Origin of the sequence: Actinopolyspora mzabensis (genome assembly GCF_900101095.1) — a bacterium.
Classification (GTDB): domain Bacteria; phylum Actinomycetota; class Actinomycetes; order Mycobacteriales; family Pseudonocardiaceae; genus Actinopolyspora; species Actinopolyspora mzabensis.
Genome location: NZ_FNFM01000003.1, coordinates 115,923 through 133,189, shown reverse-complemented (window position 1 = coordinate 133,189; position 17,267 = coordinate 115,923). Strand labels below are relative to the sequence as shown.

Sequence of the window (17,267 nt, the reverse complement as noted above, 5' to 3'; positions counted from 1 at the left end):
CGTCGACGGCGGGGCGGCGTCATAGGACACCGCCCCGGGCGGACTCGGAGGCCGAACCGGCCGGGCTCAGCCGGGGGGACCCTCGGAACCGGACTCACGTAGTGGCTCGCGAGTCCGCCGCGTTGCGACGGTTTCCCGCCATGGTCACGGCGGTGAGAGCGAGCAGCGCGATCAGCACACCCGCTGTCATCGCGATCGCCAACGCGGAGGCGTCGTTGCCGAGCAGGCCGACGATTGGGGCGGTGAAAGCTCCGAGACCGAACTGTCCGGCACCCAACAGCGCGGCTGCCGTTCCCCCGGAGTCACCGTGCCGGGAAAGTGCCAGGGCGGGGGCGTTCGGCAGTACGAAGCCGACCGAGCCCAGCACGAACAGCAGCGGCACGAAGAATCCGGCGATCCCGCCGAGTCCGGTGGTGGTGAACAGGGTCAGCACGAGTCCGGCCGTCGTGGCGCTGGCCAACGCGCCGAACACGATCTGCTGCGAGGAGAACTTGCGCAGCAGCACGACGTTGAACTGCGTGGCCCCGATGATCATGAGGGCTCCGAGCCCGAATACCAGGCCGAACTGCTGCTGGTTGAGTCCGAACTGCTCCTGCAGCACGAACGAGGCACCGGAGATGTAGGAGAACAACGCGGACATGCCGAGCGCTGCAACCAGGACCATGACCATGAACTGACCATCGGTGAGCAGTTCCCGGTAGGAGCGCACCACCGGTTTTATACCGCCCTTGTGCCTGCGCTCGGGCGGCAGGCTCTCGCGTAGTGCCAGCGAGGCCAGCACCAACAGCAGAACGCCCAGCACGGCCAGCACGGCGAACACGCCGCGCCAGGACAACTGCAGCAGGATGACGCCGCCCAGGGTCGGCGCCAGGATCGGTGCCGCTCCGTTGACCAGCATCAGCCGGGACAACGTGGTCGCGGCGGTACGTCCGGTGAACAGATCGCTGACCGAGGCCAGCGCGACGACCATGGCCGCGGCACCGCCCGCGCCCTGCAGCACCCGAAGGATCCCCAGCACCAGGATGTTCGGGGCGAGCAAGCACAACAACGAGGCCACGACGTGTAACGAGATTCCCACGATCAGGGGGATCCGGCGTCCCACAGCGTCGGAGAACGGCCCCATGAACAACTGGCCGAGTCCGAGACCGAGCAGGGTGCCGGTCAGCGTCAGCTGTGTCTGCGAGGAACTCGCCCCCAGGCTCTCACCGATGTCGGGCAGGGCGGGCAGGTACATGTCGATGGTCAGCGGAACCAGGGCAACCAGGGCGCCCAGTACGAGAATGATCCGGGTTCTGTCCCACCCGGTGGGTTCGGTCACACCCGCCTGGTTCGGGGTGGAAGTGCTGTGCTCTGCGACTCGTTCCATCACGACCTTCCGTACAGGGTGTGAAGATGACAGGACTGCCAACTTCACAGCGAACGTGAAGGAGGTTTTATTCCCGTGGAACGAACAACCAGTCGGGTTTCAGCCGGTCGTACGAATGTGATTCGAGTCGCCCCGGCAGGACACGCTCCCCAGCCCTCGGAGGTCTGTTCCGGAGCGCATACTTTCGACCACGATCGGTGATGTCTTGTTCGTTCGGGCATGCTTCCATCTCCAGGAACGTCTCGTCCTCGCAAAACAACACGAAAAGAATTCACACCGTTTCGGGGGCCCGGATCACGACACTCAGGAATCCCAGCCTCTCATTGCCGGAAAGTCACCATCGAGAAAAATTCTCGCATACGAAAAATTTACGATTACGTCAACGACGTCGCCACCATGGGAACCAGGGCCGCTGCCGCCCCGGAGGCGACAGTTTTCCTGCGCCACGCGGAGCCGTGGTGATCGCGCGGCACGGCGGACTGGGTTAACGTTCTCCTGGGCAATCACCGGCGGAAAAACCGGAGTTCACGTGCAATTGCGGAACAAGAATGTGCTGATCGTAGGCGCGAGTGGGGTGCTGGGTGGCAAACTCGCCCACAAGCTGCACGAGGCGGGCACCCGCACCTACCTGGCCGGACGTGACCGGAACGAACTCGCCACCGTTTCGGAGGAGCTCGACGGCGCTGCCTACTCGACCTTCGAAGCGATCGACACCGACTCCTGTCACCGAGTGGTCGACACGGCGGCCGAATCGCTGGCGGGACTGGATCTCGTGCTGATCGCCACGGGCGTGGCGGCGTTCGGCCGCACCGCGGAGGCCGAGGACGCGGTGACCGAGCACCTGCTGACCATCAACGCACTCGCGCCGATAGTGCTCGCACGTGCGGCACTGCCCCATCTGGAACGAAGCGGCGGGACGTTGGCCGCGATCTCCGCGATACTGGCCGACTATCCCACCGCGGAGATGGCCGACTACTCGGCCAGCAAAGCGGCACTGTCGGCGTGGCTGACCGCCACACGGCGGGAAATGCGCAGACGTGGTGTCGATGTGTTCGACATCCGACCCCCGCACATGGAAACCGGCCTGGTGGATCGCGCGCTGAGCGGAACACCACCGCGCATGCCTCCGCCCGCCGACATCGACGAAGTGGTGGAAACCATCGTTTCCGGCATACGCGACAGCGCGCACGAGCTACGCTACGACCTCGAGGAGCAACGGCTACGACTGGTTTTCTGAACCCGACCGCTCTCGCACAGCGCCCCAGCGAACCCCCGCACGGTGGCATCTCGGCCGGTTCGGCACCACTGCTAGAGTAATCATCGATGGGTATCAACGCGAGTGCTCCCTTCTACGTGAGGCCCCGCCGCTGACGGCGGGGAGCTGATCTTCACCTTTCGCAGCTCCGCCGCGCTTCGGAGTCATCGCCGGTGCGGCTCTCGGCTGCCCGGCTCCGTTCTTCACTTCGCGGAGCACACCCATGTCTCATTCCCACCCTGGCGGGCCGCACGAGCTCGGCCAGAACTTCCTCGTCGACCGGTCCGTCATCGCCACGATCGAGAATCTCGTCGCCGGAACGAACGGACCGATCGTCGAACTCGCCGCAGGTGACGGTGCCGTCACCGTGCGGCTCGGCCGGTTCGGTCGGCCGATCACCGCCGTGGAACTCGACCCCGGCAGAGCACGACGACTGCGGCGGCGCACCCCCGAGCACGTCACCGTCGTCAACACCGACCTCCTGCGTTTCACCCTGCCGAGGACTCCGCACGTACTGGTCGGCAACCTGCCGTTCCACCTCACCACGGCGGTGCTCAAACGCGTGCTGGGAGGGCACGAGTGGCGAACAGCGGTCCTGCTGGTGCAGTGGGAAGTCGCCCGCAGAAGAGCCGGTGTGGACGGAGCCACGATGCTCACTGCCCAGTGGTGGCCCTGGTACGAGTTCAGCCTGCGACAGCGGGTACCGGCGCACGCCTTCCGGCCGGTGCCCGCCGTCGACGGCGGCCTGCTCGTGATGCGCAGGCGGGAAGTGCCCCTGGTCACCACAGCGGGTGAGGAGTACCGGCGATTCGTCAGGGACGTCTACACCGGCCGAGGACGGGGGCTGGGCGAGATCCTCGAACGCACCGGACGGATCGACCGCTCCGCCCTGCGGGAGTGGTTGCGCCTCGAGCACGTCTCGGCCCGATCGCTGCCCAAGGAACTCACCGCCGAGCAGTGGGCCTCGCTGTGGCAACGGATCACGGCGGCCGACGGGGGAACGTCGCGCCGTCGGACGGGCAGAAACACCCACTCGGAGCGGCGCGGCCGAAACCGGGACCGCTGAGTCGAGAGGTGCCGCCAGACTGTCATCTGCGATGACCGGATCGCCGGGGCCGAGGCCCTGCGGGAGACGCGACGTGCGAGACGTCCACCTCCGTGGCCCGGCCCCGGTCCGATCGAGCGGTCACGACCAACGGCCGAGTCTCGGAATCTCCGCACCGTTTTCGGTGTGCGCGGTCCACGAACGCCTCGCCCGGTGCCCCAACGCGCGAGCCCGGCCGTGGCACCCAGCACGACGTGCGACCGCTCACCGGGAGTGTCCACGCGGTACTCCGCGTCGGTGTCCAGCGGACGCGGCACCAGGGCGGGGCCCTGCTGCTTTCGCTCCCCCACCCTGTGACGTCGGCCAGCAGCACTGCCGGGAAATCGGCGGGCATGGCAGTGAGCGCGCCGCCGTTAGCCAGAGCCGCGGCGTGGAGCCGGACCTGTGGCCCCGGATCTCACACCGAGCCGGAGCCGCTGTGGTACGAGGGCTGGCGCTCCAGGTACCTCGCGTTCGGTTCGGCGAACCCGAAATCGCGGTAGAGCTCGTGCGCGTCGTCGGTGTGCAGCATCCACTTGAAGTTCTTGCCCGGACCGTTGTCGATCATCTCGTGCACCAGCCCCCTGCCGAGGGCCCGACCGCGGTGCGCGGTCTCGATGTAGACGTCGGCGAGGTAGGCCATGGCGACACCGTCGGAGAACGCCCGGGCGAAACCTACGGTCTCGCCGTGCGGGTCGTAACAGCCCACCACGCGCCAGGCGTGCCGAACCTGCCTGCGGAAGTCGTCGAACTCGCGCCAGCGGCCCCGGTAGGCCTCGGTGGACGGGAAACGCCAGACGGCGTCGAGGTCGGGCCGGGTCGGATCGTCCGCCGCGCAGCGACGTGGTGAAAGCGCCCCAGACAGCGGGCGAGACCCCCCAACACCGTATCGCGCTCCCCCAACTTGCTGTCACGAACTCCGATCACGCCTCGACCGGAACCGACCTCGACGCACGCGGCATTGTTCTGACTTTAGCTGGAGATCCGCCAACCACTGAGCTCGGTGAATTCGTCTTATCCGTCATCGTTACCTACAACTCGTCACGTATTCGGCCAAGCCGGGCGACCGGATGCTGGAGATAGGCACTGGCCCGGCTACAACGCGGCACTGTTGTGCAGCGTACTCGGTGAATGTCTCGTGACCAGCATTGATGACCAGTCACACCGATCGCGGTCTCCCGGAACTCGCCGAAGGCGCAGTGACGTTCCTGGGTCACCTGCTGTGCTGCTCGAGAGCTGGTGCGAACAGGGCAAACCACCGCCGAACCGCTACGGCCCGACTGTGCCCCCGGAGAGAACCCACACCGTGTGGCTGGACAACCCGCAACGCGCGGTGTTCACCCTGGCCTGAGCACCCCGCCGGGGCCAACCACGACACGACGGCTCTGCAACACAGCGGGACAGCCGGGAATCCGGCCGCGCGGCCCGAGGGCGACCGCGTGGCCGGAGGGATGCGCCCGACTCGAACTCACATCGGACGGATCAGTACACCGAGACCTCCTCGGAGGTCTCCCGGATGCCGTTGGGGCCGTTGATGATGCGCTCGCCCCACGGGGTCAGCTGGTTCGGGTCGAAGTCTTGCACCATGTCGAGGTACTCGACCCCACCGCTGTTGCCGCTCCAGGACCAGCCGATATAGCCGAGCCCGAGCGACTCGGCGGTGGCCATGACTGCGTCCTCGGCCGGGTCACCGTCGGAGTGGCGGTGCCCGAACTCACCGACCATTATGGGCAGCCCGGCGTCGACGAAGTGGTTCAGGTAGTTCCTGACCTTGGTGGCGGTGTCGAACACGCCGTACATGTGGACGGAGAACACGGTGTTGCGCAGCGGGTCGGCCCGGAACACCGAAGCGGCGTTGTCGCGCATCGTGTACGTCCAGTCCTGACCCCAGTTCGGGGCGTCGGCGATCAGGGTGTGCTGGAAACCGAGATCGCGCATCCGCTGGATGGCGTTCGAGGTGTCCTCGGTCCAGGCCTCGTAACCGGTGTTGCCGAAGGGCTCGTTGCCCAGGTTGATGAGGACGTGGTCCTCCTCCCTGATCAGCGCGCTCTTGACACTGTTCCAGTACTCCACCGCGCGCGACAGCGGCACGGCGCCGGACTTCTCCGGATACCCGATGGTGTCGTGCACCTCCAGCACGCAGACCAGCTTGTTGTTCTCGCAGTTCTCGACCACGGAAGCCACGTCGGCGGTGTCGTTGCGGTTCCAGAGGTCACCGCTGCTGAGCACCACACGCACGGTGTTGGCGCCGGTGGCCTTGATGTCGGCCAGCGAATCCGTCTCGTCGGGATACCACGTGTGGGCGTGATTGATCCCGCGCATCACGAAATCGTTCCCGTTGGCGTCGAGCAGTCTGCCGTTGGCGACGTGGAATCCCGTCGCCGCCGCGGCTTTGCCTGCCGTGCCGAACGAAAGCTGCGAAAGCGTCAGCAGCACCGACATGGCCAGCACGGTGAGAACGGCGGCGGGTAATCTCAATCGTCGTTTCATGTTTTCCTCCGAAAACATTCTCGAACATTCCATTGCGTCGCGCCGCCGACCACACCTCCGTTCCGCTGGCAGCATCGCCGGTCGAGGCGTACCCGTTCGACGCGACTGGTCGACCCGCCGACAACGTCGATTCCGGGAGCCGACCGAGACGCGGCGAAGGTCATGCCGCGTCGAAACCCGAGATACGCAGCACCCGAACTTCGTAGGGTGGCAGTTCGAGGGTGTTTACCGGCTTCTCATCGTCCAGACCGGTGAGTTCACCAGCCGGCACTTCCGGGGTCACGCGCAACGGCTCCGGGCTCTGGCTGGTGAGAAAGACGAATCGTCGACCGTCACGGTGCCGCAGCACGTCCGCGCTCACCGCCGGATCGGCCACGCGCACGCTCCGCCGCACCCCGGCGAACTCGGCCAGTGCGTCGTAGAGCCCTACCGCGGCATCCGGATTGGCCCCCGGTGTCCAGTCCGCCATGTGCTCGATCGGGTAGGTGCACAGCACCGTCCAACCGAAACCGACCCGGTTGCGCAGCACCGCGGGCTCGCCGTCCTGATCCACGGCCACGATCTCCGCTTCGGTGGCCCGCACCGGCAGCCTGGCGCGGCTGTGCCGATTCCCCGCGACCGGCAGCGACAGCTTCGTTCCCGCCGCAAGACAGCCGAAATCCGCCCGGAAGGTGAGCTCGACTTCATCACGCTCGATCGGATCCACCTGGCCGTACCACAACTGGTGCTTCACCCCGAAGATCCGGTCGAGCCCGGCGATCCACGGGCCGCGCTGGAACGAACCGGTTCCGTGGCAGTAGGAGAGGTAGACCGTGGCCCCCGCGGCCGCGAGCTCCTCCAACCTGCCCGTCGAGGGCGCGGTCAGTTGTTTGGCCGAGGGCAGCAGATACAGCGAGCAGTCCTCGGCGATACCGTCCCGCTCCCGGCAGAGCCCGATCGGGAGGTCGGCCAACTTCGCGCTGGTGTACGCCTGCCGCAGGGTGCTGAACGCGAACCGGGCATCATCACCGTCGCTGATCGGGATGTCGCCCTCCATGTGCTCCGGGACGATCATCGCCGCCCGCGCCGCTTCCCGCTCACACCCGAGCACGTCGATGGCGGCGAGAGTCTCGGAGAACCGTGCCATCTCGCGCAGTTGGGGCTTGGGTTCGCGCCGCGAGGTGGTCAGCCCGAAGTGAAGCTCGAACGGGTGATGCCGGTAGGGGTCCTGCCCGGCGAGTTCGTCGAAATCGGTGTTGTTCCAGGCCATCCAACCGGTGGATCCGGCGAGCAGGCTGTTGTGCAGCACCTGCCGGTAGTAGACCGCCGCGTGCTCGTCGGAGGCGAAGTCCGAGGACAACCCGAACTCCTCCAGCACCACGGGACTGCCCAACGTGGTGGTGAGCTCACAGATGAAGGCTGCCCCGAAGTGCTGCCGGCCCCGGTCGTCCTCCATGCGGTAGACGTGCGGGCCGAGGAAATCGGTCAACGACGCCAGATCACGCACCGAGAATCCGTTGTCGGTTCCGGTGACCTCGGCGCCCCAGGCACCGTCCCCGATGGAAACGGGCTGGGTGCCACCGCCCGCCCGTACCGAGCGGACCATCAGGCCTGCCCAGGCCGTCACGCTCTCCCGATCGGCGGGCTCGCCGTAGATCGGCATCTCGTTGCTGATCAACCAGCCAGCCACCGCCGGGTGATCGGCATAGCGCGCGGTGAGCTGTTCGATGAACCAGCTCTGCCGATCCAGCAACCACACGTCCCGGTACAGGTCCCGTCCCCCGCGCCAGGGCGGGTCGAAGTTCTCACCGGACATGTGGCCGACCAGGAAGGTCGGAATGGTCCGCATCCCCGTTTCCACGTGTGCGTTCAGGAAGTCCGCGTAGGCGGCGGCACAGCTCTCGTCGATGCGGTCCGGCTCCGGCATGAAGTCGGGCCAGAAGAAGAACGATCTGGTCAGCGTCAAACCGTGCTCACGCAGCACGGCGAGCTCGGCGCGGACCAACTCGGGATCGTAACGAGTCCACATCCGCGGCCCGCCTGCCGCGGACCAGAAATTGACCCCGAACCAGCTGACCGGACCGTCCTTCGTGTCGACGAAGGCGAAACCACGACGCATCCGTGCGCTCCCATCAACGGTGTGCGGATCGATATGGCTCGCGGAATCCGAACCACGGACCCACCCGAAACTCTTAAGTGAATTGGATCACTTAAGCGGTTAATAGTCAAGGTGAAATCCTGCGGAGAACGGACCCGCACGGCCTTCGGCTTCCGGAATGGGTGGACGGATGAGTGTTCGAGTGCCGGGATCACCCCGAGTGAAATCCGATGCTCTCCCGCTCGACGAACTCCGGATCAGAGGTGCGTCGTTCCCCGACCGTTGCTCCGTTACGCAGTTCGAGCAGCGTTCGCACCGCGGTGGCCCCTCGTTCGGCGATCGGTCTGCGCACCGCCGACAGCGCGGGCCGGACCAACCGACACAGCGCGGAATCGTCCCAGGCCACCAGCGAGACTTCCCCCGGGACGGACAGTCCCAGCTCCCGCACGGCCCCCAGTGCGGAGACGGCCATCACGTCGTTGTCGAACACCAACGCGCTCGGAGCCTCCGGATCGGCGAGCACCTCACGAACGGCACGCGCGGCGGACTCGTCGGTGTAGTCGGCGTGCACGATCCGGACACCGTCCAAACCGAGTCGTGCCGCCGCCGCGGTGAATGCCTCCGAACGGATTCCGGTGTGTACGAACTCCTCCGGACCGGCCACGCGTGTGATCCTGCGGTGTCCGAGCGCCACGAGTCGTTCGAGCACTTCGGTCATGACACCCCGGTCGTCGGTCCATACGCAGGGCATACCCAACCGTCCGACCGGATCGGCCAGCAGCACGGCGGACAACCCGAGCTCGCGTACGAGCCGTACCCGGGGGTCCTCGTGACGCAGATCCACCAACAGCACACCGTCCACCCTGCCCTCGGCGGCCCACCGGCGGTAGGTCGTGAGTTCGGCTTCGGCGTTGTCGGTGACCTGCAACAGCAACGCGGTGGGACCGTCGGCCAACTCGGCTTGGATTCCGGATATCAGCTGCATGAAGTACGGCTCGACACCGATCTCGCGGGCGGGGCGGTCCACCACCAGCCCCACCGCTTCGGCCCTGCCACCGGTCAGGGAACGTGCCGCGCTGCTCGGGGCCCAGCCCAGCTCGGCCGCGATCCGCAGAATGCGGTCGCGGGTCTCGGCGGAGACGCCGGGGCGCTTGTTGAGCGCGTAGGAGACCGCGCCGGTGGAGACCCCCGCCGCTCTGGCGATGTCGGAGATCGTCGGGCGCTTCGACGGCATCACGTCCCCGGGTGCTGCTGTGGTGTACGGCAACACCCTAGTAGAAGGACTTCGCCGACCGGTTTCCCGCTGTTCCCCGTTTCCCGCAGTTCCCTCCGGACGGCACCTCTCACGGATTCCCACCCGGAAGGCCCGACCCGAGGCGGTGGAGCCCGCTGCGAGGCTCCCGTTGGTCGTCGGAAACCTTCCCAGAACCACCGCGAGAGCGAATCAGTGGTGTGCGGAACCCGTCAGCGGGGCGGACCCACCCGCCGACACCGCCAGCAGTTCGTCGAGACCCACGGCATCCGCCATGGCGGCGGTGCCCACGTCGCCGGGATGGAGTCCGTCCCCACTGTCGTAGCTCGGCCGCAACCGCAACGGCGCGGCGGGATCGGCGGTGGCCGCAGCGAAGTCGATCACGACGTCGAACCGGCCGCTGTTCCTGATCCACTCGTTGACCCGCTGCCGGGTGTCCTCCCGTTGCTGAGTCCAGACGCTCGACCCCTTGAACGGCATGATGGTGCCGCCCAGCACGCTCACTCCCCGAGCGTGGGCCAGCTCGATCAATCGTTCGTAACCGGCGATCACTTCATCGGCGGTGGCGTTGTAGCCGATGTCGTTTATCCCCTCCAGCACGATCACGCTGCGCACCCCGGACTGACTCAACACGTCCCCGGCGAACCGGTCCACCCCGGCAATCCCGTAATAGGGTTGGCCGGGACGCTCGGCCAGCAGCCGGTTACCGCCCAGCCCCGCGTTGACGACCGAGAGGGTGGTGCCGCTTCTGGCTTGCAACCGACGCGCCAGCTGATCGGGCCAACGCTGATTGGCGTTGTAAGTGGTGGCGGCGGTGTCGGTGATCGAGTCTCCGAAGGCGACCACCGTGCCCTCGACCCGTGGTTCCGGCCGCACATCGACGGCATCCGCCACGACCCAGCAGGGCACGGTGCTGTAGCCGGACCCGGCCGGATCGGCGGCGGTGTCCCCCTGGGCCAGGTAGTTGGTCTGATTGGCGAAGGGATGATTGGTCAGCGCACCGGTGTCCCCGGGCAGGTGAACGCTGATCAGCAGCGTGGACAGCGCCTCGACACGCAGCTCGACCGGATCGCTGTAGCGGTACTCGCCCGCCGGGATCACGGTGTTCGCGTTCCCGCCGAACCTCAGTTCGCGCATGGTTCCGGGCATCGCGGCGGCGCCGGCGGAGCGTATCGCGACGGTCGCGTGGCCGATCCTGAGTGGAGCATTCCCGTAAACGTTGCTGAGTCTGATCCGGACCCCGCCACCGCCGCTGCTGAGGAACACGGCATCGCGCACCGTGGCGTCGTCGAGCCCCTCCCCCGCTGGGCACGAGTCGATTCCCGGAAGATCACTGCCGCGCACCGGACTGGCCGCCCAAGCGGCCACCCACTCCTGAGCCCGATGCTCCGGCGTGGAACGAGCGGTAGCGGCGGGCGCGGTGGCGGCAACGGCCGCCAGACAGCTGAGCAGGCACAGCAACGTACGAAAACCCAAACCACGCAACGGACATCGCTCCTCGGAATCTCGACGAACTCCGGCCGACACAGCATTTGTGAGCGCTCCCATAAACCCAACACACCAGTCGTCGAATTCGCTACCGCCGATCCGGTTACGACAGGAGAATTCGGGAAAGCAACCGGAACTCGGCACACGGCGATGACACGGGAATCAGAGGATTGACGCGGGGATGCGACCACTGGCGACGGCGGAACGGACATGGACCGGAGACGAGGGCCACATCACCGTGGCCGGTTCGGTGCTCGTGGCGGACGGCACGATCACCGCCGTGGGGACGCGCGCCGAGCTGGCGGAATCGGCGATCTAGGCGGAAAGGTACGGTTTCGTCGGAGCACTGGGGCTGTGCGAGCATCCGGGGTTCGACAAGGAACGGGTGCTTCGGACGGCCACATCCGAAGCCGTGACCGCGCTCGGTCTCGGCGAACGTACCGGCCGAGTGGCGAGGGGACCGGCTGCCGACCCGGGTGGTGCGGGGTGATCCGCCGACGCGGTGGAGTGAGCTGGGTGAGTTGGCCCTGACGGTCGCGAACGGTAGGCCACCCCGAACCGCGCCGAGTGAAGAGGGCCGAACTCCCCCGAAGTAGTCGCCGGGCTGCTCCCCGATCCGGGCAGTGCTTCGGCGACCGGGTTCGACAGCGGGCGAGCGCTGCCGAACCCGGTGATCACTGCCGAACCCGTTGATCAACGATCCGCTCCGGCTCCGGATTCCGGTAGCCACACCGGATCATCGGCGGTTACGGCCGAACGGATCAGGCGTGTTCCAGAGCGGATTCGTAACGTCCCTCGCAGGCAGCCCCGTTCAGCTTCGCCCGGTGTGCCAGTACCTGCTGGGCGCTGTCGAACTTCTCGTCACGCCCGACCCACTCCTGCAGGGCCGGAGCCAGCAGGCCACGTCCGAACGAGAAGGTGACCTGCCACGGCAACGGAGCGAGCTGGTTGATCGCGTTGAGGTTGACCGTGGCCTCCTCGTCGCTCTGTCCGCCGGAGAGGAAGGCGATGCCGGGAACGGCCGCGGGGACGGTTCGCTTGAGCGTGCGTACCGTGGCCTCGGCGACCTCGGTGGAACCTGGCTGCGGACTGTGCTCCTTGCCCGCGACCACCATGTTCGGCTTGAGCACCATCGACTCGAGATCGACGTGCTGCTCGGCGAGTTCGGCGAACACACGACGAAGCGCCCGGGTGCTCGCCTCCTCCGCGGCGGCCAGCGAGTGGTCGCCGTCCATCAGCACCTCCGGCTCGACCATGGGAACCAGCCCCGCCTCCTGCGACAGCGCCGCGTAGCGGGCGAGCGCGTGGGCGTTGGTGTGGATCGCGTAGTCGCTGGGCCTGCCGGACCCGATGTCGAGCACCGCGCGCCACTTGGTGAACTTCATGCCGAGCTGGACGTACTCGGTCAGCCTGTCGCGCAGGCCGTCCAGTCCTTCGGTGATCTTCTCACCGTCGGTCCCGGCGAGCGGCTTGGCTCCCTTGTCCACCTTGATGCCGGGCAGGACGCCGTTCTGCTCCGCGATCTTGCGCAGCGGCACCCCGGCGCTGGAGTCCTGACGGACGGTTTCGTCGTACAGGATCACACCGCTGATCGAGTTCCCCAGCTCAGGGGTGGAGACGATCAGCTCGCGGTACTGGCGTCGCACCTCCTCGTTGGAGTCGAGGCCGACGGCGTGCAGCCTCTTCTCCATCGTGCCGGTGCTCTCGTCGGCGGCGAGAATACCTTTGCCCGGTGCAACCATCTGCTGTGCGATCAACCGCATGTCGTCGCTGAACACGGTGCGCTCTCCTTAGGGACGTATCTGCCTGTCGTTGTCGGCCGGTGATCGCCGGACCGGACTCACTTCAAGCCTGACAGACTCCTGCCCGGTATTCCGAACCCAATCACCTTGAATCGAATCAGATCGAACGGAATCGAATCAGTAAAGTATCGCACGTCACCCGAGCCGGTGACCATTCATCACAGAAAGCGATATCTCGTTCGCCCAAAACGGGTCACCCGTTCGGCGGTAGCAATTCAGAGGTTACGACAAGTACCCATCCTTCCGGAGGGCAGCAGAATTGGTACGCACAACCCGGGTGGCCCGATACGGAATCGATTCGGCACACCGGGAGAGGATTCACTGCCACCCGGACGCTCACCGAGCGCAGTACGCCGCCCCGTGGTTCCCGCCGGGGGATGGTGCCGATAGCGTCCGACGGCTGTGGGAGGAAGTACCGATTCAGTCCGCACGGGTCACACCCATCGCGGCGGTCGTCCCTCGCCACCACGCATCGCATCCACCCGATAAGAGGAACGACATTGACCAATCCCGACTCCGCGGAACACCACGAGTGGCTGACAGCCGAACGCCGCAGGCTGTTCGACTTCGCTTCCGCCGCACGCGGCTCCGAAGGCGGCTTCGGATGGCTGGACGAGGCCGGAAAACCCAGCCCGAGCCGACCAGTGGAAACCTGGATCACGGCCCGGATGACCCACGTGTTCAGTCTCGCCCATCTGCTCGGTGAACCAGAGGCGGCGGAACTCGCCGACCACGGCATCGCCGCGTTGGCCGACCAACTGCGCGACTCCGAGCACGGTGGCTGGTTCACCAGTACGGTCGACACCACCAAGGGTGCCTACGAACACGCGTTCGTGGTACTGGCGACCAGTAGCGCCACGGCGGCGGAACGGCCCGGCGCCGCGGAGCTGCTCACCGAGGCACTGCGCACCCTCGAGTCCCGTTTCTGGGACGAGCAGGCGGGGCTGGGGCTGGAGAGCTGGGACAGGACCTGGACGACCACCGAGTCCTACCGTGGTGCCAACAGCAACATGCACCTCGTGGAAGCCATGCTCGCCGCGGGCGACGTCACCGGTGAACGGATCTGGCAGCAGCGAGCGCTGCGGATCGCCGGAACGCTGATCGACGAGGTCGCCCGTACCCACGGCTGGCGACTGCCGGAGCACTTCACTCCCACCTGGGAGCCCAATCCGGATTACAACAGCGACCGTCCGCACGACCCGTTCCGCCCGCACGGCACCACTGTGGGGCACTGGCTGGAATGGTCCAGGCTGCTGCTGCAGCTGGAAGCATCCCTCGGGGAGGAATCACCGAACTGGCTGATCTCCGACGCCCGGAATCTGTTCGAGGCCGCCATCCAGCACGGTTGGCACGCCGACGGCCACCCCGGCTTCGTCTACACCCTGGACTGGCAGGACCGCCCCCAGGTTCGCGAGCGAATGCACTGGGTCACCACCGAAGCCGTACTGGCCGCCGCCGCCCTGCACCGACGCACCGCAGAGCCCTACTACCAACGGTGGTACGCCACGTTCTGGGACTTCGCGCGCACGAGGCACATAGACTACGGCCAGGGCAGTTGGCACCACGAGCTGACCCCGGACGGTCGGCCCTCGACAACCGTGTGGTCCGGTAAGCCCGACGCTTATCACGCCTACCAGGCCGCGCTGTTCCCGACACTTCCCCTGGCGCCCTCGGCGGCGACGGCGCTGCGACCCGCCCCGCACTGAGGCCGGTGGCAACGCCCGCCAACTCACGCGACGAGCCGCTGACCGGTGCTGGGGTGGAACAGGTGCACCTCCTCGTGATCCCGCAGCACCAGGTTCAGCTTCTCCCCAGCCTTGGGGACGCCGCGACCGTCGGTACGAACCGTGAACCGCTTGGCGACGCCCGAGACGTCCACGGAGCCGATGACCAGGGCGTCGGCACCCAGCTCCTCGACGAGCTCCACGTCCATCCGGATGCCGTCCTCCTCGGCTGAAACCGGACGCAGCGACTCCGGGCGCACCCCGAACGTCACCTCGTCGAGGCCCCGGGCCGCTGCCTGTGCGGCGCGGGGCAGTTCGACCCGATGACCGCCGAGCGACACGCTGTCCCCACGCAACGGGACGGTCTCCAGATTCATCGCGGGTGATCCGATGAATCCGGCGACGAACGAGTTGGCGGGGTTGTCGTAGAGTTCACGTGGGGCGGCGACCTGCTGCAGGACTCCCCCGTCCAACACCGCCACCCGGTCGCCCATGGTCATGGCCTCGACCTGGTCGTGGGTGACGTAGATGGTGGTGGTACCCAGTTTCCGTTGCAGGGCGGCGATGTTCGCGCGGGTCTCCACCCGCAGTTTGGCATCGAGGTTGGACAGGGGCTCGTCCATCAGGAAGACACTCGGGTCCCGGACGATGGCCCTGCCCATCGCGACCCGCTGTCGTTGCCCGCCGGACAGAGCACGTGGCTTGCGATCGAGGTACTCGCGCAGATCCAGCAGGTCGGCCGCTTCGGCGACCTTGCGACGTATCACGTCCTTGGGGGTCTTGCGCAGTTTCAAGGCGAACCCCATGTTCTCGCCGACCGTCATGTGCGGGTACAGCGCGTAGGACTGAAACACCATCGCTATGTCACGCGCTTTGGGAGGTGTGCCGGTGACATCGGCGCTGCCGATGGAGATGCCACCCTCGTCGACGTCCTCCAACCCCGCGAGCATGCGCAGTGCCGTCGACTTTCCGGAGCCGGAAGGCCCCACCAGCACCAGGAACTCGCCGTCGCCGATCTCGAGGTCCAGCGAGTCCACCGCCCGGACCGGCGGTGTGCTCGGATAAGCTCTGGTGGCGGCGCGGTATTCGACTTCTGCCATGGCGGTTTTCCAATTCGTCGGGATGTGTGGGTGGAAGCCGCCCGCGGCGCTTCGGCGGAAACTCCGGAGCCACGGGCCGCGGCCCCGGTGGCCGGGGAGAGGCACACCGGGGCCGGATTCGAACCAATACGTCAGCCGGTCAACGAACCGTCGGGTTCCCGCGAGTGCGCGACGGTGCGGCGGTACCAGTCGAAGCTGTCCTTGCGGACTCGTCGCTGGGACTCGAAGTCCACGTACACCAGGCCGAAACGCTGTTTGTACCCCTCGGCCCACTCGAAGTTGTCCAGCAACGACCAGCAGTAGTAGCCGTGCACGACGACGCCGGCACGCATGGCGCCGCGCAGTTCGCGCAGATGAGTGTCCAGATACTCGATGCGGTGCCCGTCGTGGACCTCGCCCTCGCCGTCCGGCGCGTCGAATCCACTGGTTCCGTTCTCGGTGATGTAGATCGGTGGGAGCTCGGGGTAACGCTCGTCGAGCCACAGCAGCAGTCGGGACAGTCCCGCCGCCTCCACCGGCCAGTTCATCGTGGTTCGTCGCAGTGACTCGGGGGGATCGAGTTCGACACCGATATCGTCGGCCGTGCGCAGTTTCGGATCAACGCTCTCGAAGGGAGCGGCCCGCACGTATCCCGGGAAGTAGTTGTTCACCCCCAGGAAATCGAGCTCGGCGCCGATCAGCTCCAGGTCACCACCGCGTCGGAAGGAGAAGTCGCTGATCTCGCCCCACACCGTGCTTTCGACGTCCGGATAGCTTCCCGCCAGCACCGGGTCGGAGAACACGAGATTCTGATAGCACTCGTAGCGTCTTGCCGCGGCAACGTCCTCGGGAGAGTCACTGACCGGGGTCACCGGATTCAGGTTGAGCGTGATCCCGAACGACTCGTGGCCGTAACGCTGCGCACGCATCGCGGCCGTCGCGGCGCCGTGGCCCAGCAGGAGGTGGTGAGCGGCGGCGAGCGCCTCGTGGCCCTCCCTGGCACCGGGTGCGTGCCTGCCCTCGGCGTAGCCGAGGAACGCGGAACAGAACGGTTCGTTGAGTGTCGTCCACAACCGCACCCGGTCGCCGAGCTCGCGGTGCACGATCGCCGCGTAGTCGGCGAACCGGCCTGCCGTGTCGCGTTCACGCCATCCGCCCGCTTCCTCGAGTCGCTGGGGCAGATCCCAGTGGTACAGCGTCAGACACGGTTCGATGCCCGCCGCGAGCAGCTCGTCGACCAATCGGGAGTAGAAGTCGAGTCCCGCGCTGCTCGGGCGCCCGCTGCCCTGCGGCTGTATCCGGGGCCATGCCACCGAGAACCGATAGCTGTCGACCCCCAGCTCACGCATCAGCGCGATGTCCTCCCCGTAACGATGGTAGTGGTCGCAGGCCACGTCTCCGGTGTCACCGTTGTCCACCGCACCGGCTCGGTGCGAGAAGGTGTCCCATATGGACGCCCCACGTCCGTCGGCTTCCACTGCCCCTTCGATCTGATAGGCAGAGGTCGCCACTCCCCACCTGAATCCGTCGGGGAAGGTGGGGAAAGTAGATTCGCCAGTCAACTCGTTCGCTCCATTTCCGCTGTTGCGAAGTCCGGACCCGCCGTGAGGCGCCGAACGAAACAACCGGGGACAGCTTCGCTCCCCCAGC

Annotated in this window: 14 protein-coding genes; 5 read left to right on the top strand and 9 right to left on the bottom strand. The window is 66.7% G+C overall.

Going from position 1 to position 17,267, the window contains the following annotated elements:
• Positions 1 to 94: 94 nt before the first annotated feature.
• Positions 95 to 1,414 carry a Bcr/CflA family efflux MFS transporter gene (locus tag BLR41_RS05725; protein ID WP_143013006.1) on the bottom strand — a complete coding sequence of 440 codons (1,320 nt, stop codon included), beginning with the start codon at positions 1,412 to 1,414 and terminating at the stop codon, positions 95 to 97.
• Positions 1,415 to 1,895: 481 nt separating this feature from the next.
• Between BLR41_RS05725 and BLR41_RS05720 the strand changes: the two genes are divergently transcribed.
• Entirely contained in the window at positions 1,896 to 2,603 is a 708-nt protein-coding gene (locus BLR41_RS05720; protein WP_092626950.1) for an SDR family NAD(P)-dependent oxidoreductase, read from the top strand.
• A 241-nt stretch (positions 2,604 to 2,844) separates the two neighbouring features.
• Complete coding sequence (erm, locus tag BLR41_RS05715) at positions 2,845 to 3,687, top strand: 23S ribosomal RNA methyltransferase Erm (protein WP_092626949.1); 843 nt, start codon at positions 2,845 to 2,847, stop codon at positions 3,685 to 3,687.
• 436 nt (positions 3,688 to 4,123) lie between these two features.
• Here erm and BLR41_RS05710 read toward each other — a convergent pair whose 3' ends face one another.
• Complete coding sequence (locus BLR41_RS05710) at positions 4,124 to 4,570, bottom strand: GNAT family N-acetyltransferase (protein ID WP_092626948.1); 447 nt, start codon at positions 4,568 to 4,570, stop codon at positions 4,124 to 4,126.
• 357 nt (positions 4,571 to 4,927) lie between these two features.
• On the opposite strand from BLR41_RS05710, the gene BLR41_RS23625 reads away from it, so the two are divergent.
• A complete protein-coding gene (locus BLR41_RS23625) occupies positions 4,928 to 5,056 on the top strand; it encodes a hypothetical protein (protein ID WP_281240932.1) in 129 nt (42 codons plus the stop codon).
• Between the two features lie 131 nt (positions 5,057 to 5,187).
• Here the strand turns inward: BLR41_RS23625 and BLR41_RS05705 are convergent, their stop codons facing one another.
• The 4 genes from BLR41_RS05705 to BLR41_RS05690 form a co-directional block, all read right to left on the bottom strand.
• Positions 5,188 to 6,195 carry a glycoside hydrolase family 5 protein gene (locus BLR41_RS05705; protein ID WP_092626947.1) on the bottom strand — a complete coding sequence of 336 codons (1,008 nt, stop codon included), beginning with the start codon at positions 6,193 to 6,195 and terminating at the stop codon, positions 5,188 to 5,190.
• A gap of 160 nt (positions 6,196 to 6,355) precedes the next feature.
• Entirely contained in the window at positions 6,356 to 8,293 is a 1,938-nt protein-coding gene (locus BLR41_RS05700; protein ID WP_092626946.1) for a cellulase family glycosylhydrolase, read from the bottom strand.
• 190 nt (positions 8,294 to 8,483) lie between these two features.
• On the bottom strand, positions 8,484 to 9,506 hold the full coding sequence (locus BLR41_RS05695) for a LacI family DNA-binding transcriptional regulator (protein WP_092627203.1): 1,023 nt from the start codon (positions 9,504 to 9,506) through the stop codon (positions 8,484 to 8,486).
• Positions 9,507 to 9,716: 210 nt separating this feature from the next.
• Positions 9,717 to 11,009, bottom strand: a complete 1,293-nt coding sequence (locus BLR41_RS05690; RefSeq protein ID WP_218119936.1) for an SGNH/GDSL hydrolase family protein — start codon at positions 11,007 to 11,009, stop codon at positions 9,717 to 9,719.
• Positions 11,010 to 11,193: 184 nt separating this feature from the next.
• Between BLR41_RS05690 and BLR41_RS22765 the strand changes: the two genes are divergently transcribed.
• Positions 11,194 to 11,331 carry an imidazolonepropionase-like domain-containing protein gene (locus tag BLR41_RS22765; RefSeq protein WP_176797839.1) on the top strand — a complete coding sequence of 46 codons (138 nt, stop codon included), beginning with the start codon at positions 11,194 to 11,196 and terminating at the stop codon, positions 11,329 to 11,331.
• 442 nt (positions 11,332 to 11,773) lie between these two features.
• On the opposite strand, the gene BLR41_RS05685 is transcribed toward BLR41_RS22765, so the two are convergent.
• Positions 11,774 to 12,790 carry a class I fructose-bisphosphate aldolase gene (locus tag BLR41_RS05685; protein WP_092626944.1) on the bottom strand — a complete coding sequence of 339 codons (1,017 nt, stop codon included), beginning with the start codon at positions 12,788 to 12,790 and terminating at the stop codon, positions 11,774 to 11,776.
• Between the two features lie 524 nt (positions 12,791 to 13,314).
• Here BLR41_RS05685 and BLR41_RS05680 point away from each other — a divergent pair.
• Complete coding sequence (locus BLR41_RS05680; protein ID WP_092626943.1) at positions 13,315 to 14,520, top strand: AGE family epimerase/isomerase; 1,206 nt, start codon at positions 13,315 to 13,317, stop codon at positions 14,518 to 14,520.
• Positions 14,521 to 14,543: 23 nt separating this feature from the next.
• Here BLR41_RS05680 and BLR41_RS05675 read toward each other — a convergent pair whose 3' ends face one another.
• Both BLR41_RS05675 and BLR41_RS05670 read right to left on the bottom strand, forming a co-directional pair.
• Positions 14,544 to 15,638: an ABC transporter ATP-binding protein gene (locus BLR41_RS05675; RefSeq protein ID WP_092626942.1), complete on the bottom strand. Its 1,095-nt coding sequence runs from the start codon at positions 15,636 to 15,638 to the stop codon at positions 14,544 to 14,546.
• Between the two features lie 131 nt (positions 15,639 to 15,769).
• Positions 15,770 to 17,179, bottom strand: coding sequence for a GH1 family beta-glucosidase (locus BLR41_RS05670; RefSeq protein ID WP_092626941.1), 1,410 nt, complete (start codon positions 17,177 to 17,179; stop codon positions 15,770 to 15,772).
• Between the last annotated feature and the right edge of the window lie 88 nt (positions 17,180 to 17,267).

What these genes read in the sequence shown, in the direction of transcription:
- BLR41_RS05700 (WP_092626946.1), bottom strand. Translation starts at nt 8,293, where the DNA reads ATGCGTCGTGGTTTCGCCTTCGTCGACACGAAGGACGGTCCGGTCAGC.
- BLR41_RS05705 (WP_092626947.1), bottom strand. Translation starts at nt 6,195, where the DNA reads ATGAAACGACGATTGAGATTACCCGCCGCCGTTCTCACCGTGCTGGCC.
- BLR41_RS05675 (WP_092626942.1), bottom strand. Translation starts at nt 15,638, where the DNA reads ATGGCAGAAGTCGAATACCGCGCCGCCACCAGAGCTTATCCGAGCACA.
- erm (WP_092626949.1), top strand. Translation starts at nt 2,845, where the DNA reads ATGTCTCATTCCCACCCTGGCGGGCCGCACGAGCTCGGCCAGAACTTC.
- BLR41_RS22765 (WP_176797839.1), top strand. Translation starts at nt 11,194, where the DNA reads ATGCGACCACTGGCGACGGCGGAACGGACATGGACCGGAGACGAGGGC.
- BLR41_RS05695 (WP_092627203.1), bottom strand. Translation starts at nt 9,506, where the DNA reads ATGCCGTCGAAGCGCCCGACGATCTCCGACATCGCCAGAGCGGCGGGG.